Source organism: Candidatus Macondimonas diazotrophica (genome assembly GCF_004684205.1).
In the GTDB taxonomy this organism is placed as follows: domain Bacteria; phylum Pseudomonadota; class Gammaproteobacteria; order UBA5335; family UBA5335; genus Macondimonas; species Macondimonas diazotrophica.
In genome coordinates this window covers 1-459 of record NZ_SRIO01000083.1, presented here as the reverse complement: position 1 = coordinate 459, position 459 = coordinate 1, and the positions used below count along the sequence as shown (strand labels likewise).

Annotated in this window: 1 protein-coding gene; it reads left to right on the top strand. The window is 52.9% G+C overall.

The window, feature by feature from the left end:
* On the top strand, positions 1–355 hold a 355-nt coding region (locus tag E4680_RS14240), incomplete at its 5' end, for a hypothetical protein (protein WP_167792541.1).
* Between the last annotated feature and the right edge of the window lie 104 nt (positions 356–459).

Here is a 459-nt window from a genome sequence, read left to right as displayed (position 1 = left end):
CGATTGCCCGATCGATTTGACTGGTCTTGGTCCATCCAACCGCGCCTGGGTGATGATTCACCGTCGCGATTGCCCGATCGATCTTAAAGAGTTCGGCTCTCGTAACTGTGCCGGGGTGATGATACATCGACCTGATTGCCCGATCGATTTGACTGATCTACTTCCGGAAGACCGCGCCTGGGTGATGTGCGAGCGTCCAGATTGCCCCGTTGATCTGACTGGTCTAGCCCCTTATGATCGCGCATTGATCATGATAAAGCGCCCCGATTGCCCGATCGATTTGACTGGTCTTGGTCCGGTAACCAGAGCTTGGGTCCTGAAAAACCGCCCCGACTACAAACCGGACAACGGTTGAGTAAAAGGTAAACAGATATGGCTTCCACCGGTACCCCATTTACTAGCGTATTGGCAATGACCAATGATCCAAGCTCCCCGATCGATTTGAGAGGTCTCGATTCA